The sequence below is a fragment of the Phenylobacterium sp. genome (genome assembly GCF_036723115.1).
Classification (GTDB): Bacteria; Pseudomonadota; Alphaproteobacteria; order Caulobacterales; family Caulobacteraceae; genus Phenylobacterium.
The window spans coordinates 1-6,317 of sequence record NZ_DAIMHV010000155.1; the positions used below are offsets into that span (position 1 = coordinate 1).

Consider the following 6,317-nt stretch of genomic DNA (forward strand, 5'->3'; position numbering starts at 1 on the left):
AGCACGCCCCGCTCACCAGGCCCACATAGCCCGTCCCGATCATCGCCACTTGCATTCAGAAACTCTGCTCAAGGTTGCGGGCGGCCGTGATCTCACGGCAGGCGCCCAGGATGTGATAAAATGAACTCGCCGGGGCGGGTTCGGGGCGGAAGGTTCCGTCTGGGGCCATCAGGTCCCACCAGGCGGCGGGCGCCAGATAGGCGGCCAGGGCGGTGGCCGCCGGCAGGGGGTCTTTCCCAAGGATCACGGCGGCCTTCAGCCATTCCGTCTGCGGCCACAGCCGGGCGGCCTGGTCGCGGGGTGTGAAGTCATCGTTCAGGGCGTTGATGGCCACGCCGCGGGCGGGGTCTATGCCGCGCAGGCCCGCCGCATAGAGCCGCTTGGCCGCCGGGGCGCAGCGGGCGTCTCCGGTGGCCCGGCCCCAGCGGGTCAGCAGCCAGGCCCATTCAAACTGATGACCCGGCTCGACCAGGCGGCCGTCCTCGCCGGACGCGGGCGACCAGTCGGCGGCGAAGAATTCGCGCAGGAAGCCGCCGGCCGGATCGATGAAGCGGGCGAGCGCCAGCTCGACGATCTCTTCGGCCAGGGCCCGCCATTCGGGGCCGCCGCCCGCCTCCATCCAGGCCAGGGCCGCCTCCAGCAGATGCATGTGGGCGTTGGCCTGGAAGGGATGGGCGCCGGTTTCGCGGAAGCCGCCTTGCGAATGGCGCAGGGATTGGAGGGCGGCCAGCAGACGCGCGCCCTCGCCGGCCAGATCCGCATGGCCGGGGTCAGCCTCGTGCAGGGTCGCCATGGCCAGCAGGGCGAAGGCCTGGTCATAGAGGGCCGCGGTCTCGTCCAGCGCCTCGCCGCTCTCGGCCACCAGGGCGCGGAACAGGCCGTCGGGCCGACGGTAACGGTCGAGGAAATAGGTCATGCCGTGCCAGGCGGCGTCGCGCCACGGCCCCTCCCACCCCATCAGGCCGGCGGTGGCGTAGACGAAGGTCTGGCGGGTCTGCACCCGCGACCGGCGCGGGGCGGCCACGGGCCGGCCCTCGGGGCTGAGGGCCTCGCGGAAGCCGCCGGCCACATGGTCGGCGCCCACGGTCCACCAAAGCGGCAGGGCGGAGGTGCGCAGCCAGGTGTCGAACCAGTCGGCGGCCTCGGCCAGGCTGGCGAACCGCGCCGGGCGCCCCTTGGCCTTCACCGCCTCCACGGCGGCCTTGACCTTCTGGCTCTCCGCCAGATCGCAGACCAGCACCTGGCCGCCCTCGACGACGACGGCAAGGTCGCGCACGCCCACCAGCGCCACCTGGGTCCCCTGGCTCGCCCGGACCAGGTTGCCGACGGCCTCAACGAGAACGGCTTGCCCCTGCACCACATTGCCGGCGTCATCGGCGGCGCCCGCCGCATGGACGGCGTCCCAAGCGCCCAGGTCCGACCAGGCGAAATCCACCGGCAGGACCGCGGCCCGGCGGGTCTTTTCCATCACCGCATAGTCGATGGAGATCTTGGGCGCCTGACGGAAGGCGGGCCCCAGCAGGCCGGCGTCGCCGTCCGCGGCTTGTGATCCCTCCACCGCCGAGCGCGCCGCCCGGGCGATCTCCGGCGCGAAGGCGTCCAGCTCGTCCAGCAGAACCTGGGCGGAGACCACGAAGTTGCCGCTGTTCCAGAGATAGCCCTGGTCGATATAGGACCGGGCCGTGGCCGCATCGGGCTTTTCCACGAAGGCGGCCACCTTGCGCGCACCGTCGGCGGCCTCGCCCGGCGAGATATAGCCATAGGCGGTGGAGGCCTCCCGCGGCGCGATCCCCAGGGTGACGATATGACCGGCCCGGGCCGCATTGACCGCCTGGTCGGCGGCGGCGCGAAAGGCCGCGGGGTCGGGAACGTGGTGATCGGCGGCCACGACGACAGCCACGCCATCCGGGTCCTGCCCCGCGATCCAGGCGCAGGCCGCAGCCATGGCCGGCGCGGAGTCCCGCGCCTCAGGCTCCAGCAGGACCACGGCCGGCACGTCCAGGACGGCCAGCTGTTCGGCGATCAGCCGGCCATGGCCCCGCCCAGCCACGACGACCACCTGACGCGCGCCGGCGACGCCAGCCACCCGGAGAACCGTCTCCTGGAACATAGAGGCCTCGCCCGTCAGGGCCAGGAACTGCTTGGGATGGGCAGGGGTGGAGGCGGGCCACAGCCGCGTGCCGGCGCCGCCGCACATGATTACGGGATAGACCGCCACGCGAAAAACTCTCCAATGCCCCCGCCCGGCCGTCGCGTTTCGGCGCAACGTCGAGCCAGCCTGTCGTTAGCGTGCAAGCCCCACGCCGGCCAAGCCTCATGCGGCTCAAACTGCGCCGCCGCCAGCTTATCGACCAGTTTTATTGCGCTGCGATAACACGCGCAGGCGCCTACCGGGCGTTGAAACGCCGGTACCAGTCCACGAAGCGCGGCAGCCCCTCCTCCAACGCGACCTTCGGCGCATAGCCGGTCAGGGCGGCGAGCCGGGAAATATCGGCATAGGTCTGGGTCACGTCGCCCGGTTGCATGGGCTTGAAGACCTTGTTGGCCGGCTTGCCCAGGGCCTTTTCCAGCACCTCGATCATCCGCATCAGACCCACCGGTCGGCTGTCGCCGATATTCAGGATGCGGTTGACGCCGACCTGCGGCGGGCGGTCCAGGGCGCCGATCACCCCGTCCACGATGTCGTCGATATAGGTGAAGTCCCGCGCCATCCGGCCTTCGCCGAACACCTCGATGGGCTCATCGGCCAGGATCTTCCGGGTGAAGCTGTAATAGGCCATGTCCGGGCGGCCCCAGGGACCATAGACGGTGAAGAACCGCAGGCCGGTCTGGGACAGACCATAGAGCCGCCCATAGGCGAAGCTCATCAGCTCGCAGGACCGCTTGGTGGCCGCATAGAGCGAGACGGGTTCGGCGGCCGCGTCGTCCTCGGTGAAACCCTCCCCGGCGCCGGGCCTGTCCCCATAGACGGACGAGGATGACGCATAGACCAGATGGGCGAAATCCGGCGCCCGGCGGCAGGCCTCCAGAACCGCCAGATGGCCGGCCAGATTGGAGCGCTCGTAGGCGAAGGGATTTTCCAGAGAATAACGGACCCCGGCCTGGGCGGCCAGGTGCACCACCCGCGTGATCCTCCGGCCGGCCAACAGCTCGGCCAGCGCGTCGGCCTCGGCCACATCGGTGCGCACCAGGCTGAAGCCGGCATAGGCCGCCAGGCGCTCGGCCCGCGCGGCCTTGAGCGCCGGGTCGTAATAGGCGTTGAAGACGTCGAGCCCGACGACCTCCTCCCCCCGCTGAAGCAGGCGCTCGGCCACGTGCATGCCGACAAAGCCGGCCGCGCCGGTGACTAGGACGGGTCCCGCCATGGATCAGGTCAGACGCCTCGCGCTCCGGCGCCCATGCGCCCAGGGCGGGCACGGTTCGCATGAAACAGGGCCGGGGTGAAGGGGGCGAAGCCGCCCTCCCCTTCACCCCGACTTGTGCTCGGGCTTATCCTTGCGGGAGGTCGAGGCCATCTTTTCCAATTCCTTCTCGGACATGGACTCGGCCATGGACTTGGACGCGCCCTTTAGCTTGCTCTCGGGCGTGTCGCCGCGTTTGGCCGACAGGGCTGCGCCTGCGGCCTTTTGCTGGGCGCCGGACTTGGCGGGCATCGGGTTCACCTCGCTGTTCTGAGACATAGAGCCAACCGGTCGCCCGGGGATGTGGTTCCAGAACCGCGCGGGGTCAGGGCGCTGGGGACAGGGTGGAGCGCGCCGGGGCGTCTGCGGCGGCACGGTCAGCCGCCAGGATCACCTCCACCCGACGGTTGCGGCTTCGGCCTTCCTCATCGTCGGCGCCGTCCGGTCGTCTATTGGGGGCGACGGGGCGGGTCTTGCCGAAGCCTGCGGCGCTGAGGCGCTCGGCCGGGACGCCGCGGGAGACCAGATAGTCCTTCACCGCCTGGGCGCGCTGCTCGGACAGACGCTGGTTGTAGGCGTCCTCGCCCACGCCGTCGGTATGCCCTTCAATGGCGGTGACGCCCTCCTGCAGGCGGACCAGTTCGGCCAGACGGTCGAGGGTGGGGCGCGCCGCCTGCCGGATCGTCGCCTGATCGAAGTCGAAGGTGACGTCTCCGGCCAGGGAGACCACCGCGCCGCGCTCGCTCTCGCGCGCCCCCAGTTCCGTCTTGAGCGCCTCGATGGCCTGAAGCGCGCTGGCGCTCCGCTCACCGGCGGCGAGGCTCGAGCCCGAGGCCGCGCCGATCTGCAAGGTGGACGCCGGGACCGGCCGCATGCCCGACAGGGACGAGGCCTCGCCAATGCCCCGGGCCCCGAAGCCGCCATCCAGGCTGAACCGGCTTTCGAAGCGGGGGGAGGCGGTATGGGGATTGTCGGCCTGCCCGTTCTCATTGACCACCAGGGTCACCGCCTCGCCCCGCGGCAGGGCGCCCTGGAACACCAGGACGGCTTCGATCATCTGGCCGGCCGGGATGTTGAGGCTGGTATTGGTGGGCGCGGGGACCAGCGGCAGGCGTTCGCCCGATCCAGTGATGAGGAAGGTTCGCTCCTGGCCGCGATTGAACTCCACGGCCCGGTCCCGGCCGTTGATGATGCGGAGGCTCACCTCTGCGAGGTCCGAGCCCGCCCGCGCCGACAGGACCTGGAGCACGACACCGTTGGGGTGGGCGATCTGCTGCTCGATCACGGCGGGCTGGCCGCCCCCCTGGCCGCAGGCGGCGAGGCCGAGCGGCGCCAGGGCGGCAGCGGCTAGGGCGATTTGGCGGGCGCGCCTCACGGGGCGACTCCGGCGGCGAGGCTGGCCAGATCCAGGTTCACCCGAAAGCCAGGTGTGTTGGTGTAGCGGTTGTCGGTGGAGCTGTTCTCGTTCAGCACCAGCACCGCCGAACCCGCCTGGGCGATCCGGCCCAGGAAGACCAGTTCGCCCTCCAGGGTCTGGCCGGGCTGGACGATCAGCCGCGTATTGCCCGCCGGGGGCGACAGATAGAGCCGCTCGCCATTGTCGAGCACTAGATAGCCCTGCCGATTGTTGAACCGGTTGAGCTGCACCTCGCGCTCGTCGCCGTTCAGGATGCGCACGCCGACCACCGTCTCGGTGGGCCTCGTCTGCAGCGAGGTGAGCTGAAGGACCACGCCATTGGGATGGGCCACCTGAACGTCCAGGGGCGCGGCCTCGCCCGACCGCCAGAGATTGGCGGCGCCCTGCGCCGGCGCGGCCACCGGGGCTGTCGGCGCAGCGGCGGGGCTGGTCGTCGCTTCGGGGGAGGCCGGCGCGGCGGCGTCCTGCCCGCAGGCGCCGAGCAGCAGGGCCGCGCCAGACAGGCTGGCCGCCAGGAAGGTCGGTTTGAACATGCTAAGGGTCTCCCGGATCACGCAGAGGCGAGCTTCGCCGGTTCAAACCCTCCAGAGCCTGATGCGTTCAGCGCGGCGGGCGCCAAAGGAGCCAATCGCGCGCTCGCGGGTTCAAAGCGGCGAGCGCAACAGGAGCTGGCCATGATCCCTTCCCTTCTTATCGGCCTGGTGGCCGGCGCCCGGGCCATGACCCCCTTCACGGTGGTCAGCGACGCCGCGGCCTCCGGGTCCCTGCCAGCCGACAACGGGGCGCCGCGCTGGCTCGGCCGTCCGTCTGCGGCCCTCTTCGCCAAGCTGGCGGCGGCGGGCGAACTGATGGGCGACAAGCAGGCCTCAGCGCCGGACCGCACCGTGGCGCCGGGCCTCATCGTGCGCGCCATGACCGGAGCCCTGGCCGGCGCGGCCCTGGCCCCCCGACGTCAGGCGATCGGCGGGGCGGTGCTGGGCGGCCTTGCGGCGATCGGCGCCTCTTACGTCACACTTGCCTTGCGTAAACAGGCCATGGCCAGGTTCGGTCAGACGCCGACGGGGCTTGTGGAGGACGCCTTGTGCCTGGCGCTCGCCCGGCATGCGCTCTGCCAGGCGGCCGATCGGCCTCTGGCGCCCGCGCGGCGCTAAAGGTCCGCATTTCTGGGATTGGTGCGGACGGCGGGGCTCGAACCCGCACTCCCTTTCGGAAAGCAGATTTTCGTACCACTTCGGCTTTCGCCGCCGCCCGTCCGGGCGTTCGTGGTCTGGACTATCCCTTCGCCATAGCCGCCAGGGCCTTAGGCGCCGCCCGTCTAGTCTCTACACCTTCCTTCGGCGGGCCGAAGGCTTGGCTCGGGATTCGCATGGGCACGGAGCACGCGCCTTTAGCCTTCCCCGAGTTTGAGCGGTTCTACGCCGCAGATTTCTCCGCGGGCACTCCAATGGTCAAAGTCTGCTGCGTCTACCGGTTTCGCCACGTCCGCGGGCTAGGCGCCT

General features: G+C 70.6%; 6 protein-coding genes. 1 reads left to right on the top strand and 5 read right to left on the bottom strand.

The window, feature by feature from the left end:
* Window positions 1-55: 55 nt before the first annotated feature.
* The 5 genes from V7D28_RS13040 to V7D28_RS13060 form a co-directional block, all read right to left on the bottom strand.
* The gene (locus tag V7D28_RS13040; protein WP_333587817.1) at window positions 56-2,218 is read right to left on the bottom strand and encodes an AGE family epimerase/isomerase; all 2,163 of its coding nucleotides are present in this window, start codon (window positions 2,216-2,218) and stop codon (window positions 56-58) included.
* Between the two features lie 169 nt (window positions 2,219-2,387).
* On the bottom strand, window positions 2,388-3,365 hold the full coding sequence (locus V7D28_RS13045; protein ID WP_333587818.1) for an NAD-dependent epimerase/dehydratase family protein: 978 nt from the start codon (window positions 3,363-3,365) through the stop codon (window positions 2,388-2,390).
* Between the two features lie 102 nt (window positions 3,366-3,467).
* The gene (locus V7D28_RS13050; protein ID WP_333587822.1) at window positions 3,468-3,653 is read right to left on the bottom strand and encodes a DUF3008 family protein; all 186 of its coding nucleotides are present in this window, start codon (window positions 3,651-3,653) and stop codon (window positions 3,468-3,470) included.
* Between the two features lie 73 nt (window positions 3,654-3,726).
* Window positions 3,727-4,776 (bottom strand): OmpA family protein, encoded by a 1,050-nt coding sequence (locus tag V7D28_RS13055; RefSeq protein WP_333587819.1) that lies wholly within the window; start codon window positions 4,774-4,776, stop codon window positions 3,727-3,729.
* Window positions 4,773-5,351 (bottom strand): hypothetical protein, encoded by a 579-nt coding sequence (locus V7D28_RS13060; protein ID WP_333587820.1) that lies wholly within the window; start codon window positions 5,349-5,351, stop codon window positions 4,773-4,775. The genes V7D28_RS13055 and V7D28_RS13060 overlap by 4 nt, the downstream gene beginning before the upstream one ends.
* Before the next feature lie 141 nt (window positions 5,352-5,492).
* On the opposite strand from V7D28_RS13060, the gene V7D28_RS13065 reads away from it, so the two are divergent.
* Window positions 5,493-5,969 (top strand): DUF4126 family protein, encoded by a 477-nt coding sequence (locus V7D28_RS13065; RefSeq protein WP_333587821.1) that lies wholly within the window; start codon window positions 5,493-5,495, stop codon window positions 5,967-5,969.
* Window positions 5,970-6,317 lie beyond the last annotated feature (348 nt).

Bases quoted from the DNA above. Each gene is read 5' to 3' on its own strand.
- V7D28_RS13045 (WP_333587818.1), bottom strand. From the start codon at position 3,365: ATGGCGGGACCCGTCCTAGTCACCGGCGCGGCCGGCTTTGTCGGCATG.
- V7D28_RS13050 (WP_333587822.1), bottom strand. From the start codon at position 3,653: ATGCCCGCCAAGTCCGGCGCCCAGCAAAAGGCCGCAGGCGCAGCCCTG.
- V7D28_RS13060 (WP_333587820.1), bottom strand. From the start codon at position 5,351: ATGTTCAAACCGACCTTCCTGGCGGCCAGCCTGTCTGGCGCGGCCCTG.
- V7D28_RS13065 (WP_333587821.1), top strand. From the start codon at position 5,493: ATGATCCCTTCCCTTCTTATCGGCCTGGTGGCCGGCGCCCGGGCCATG.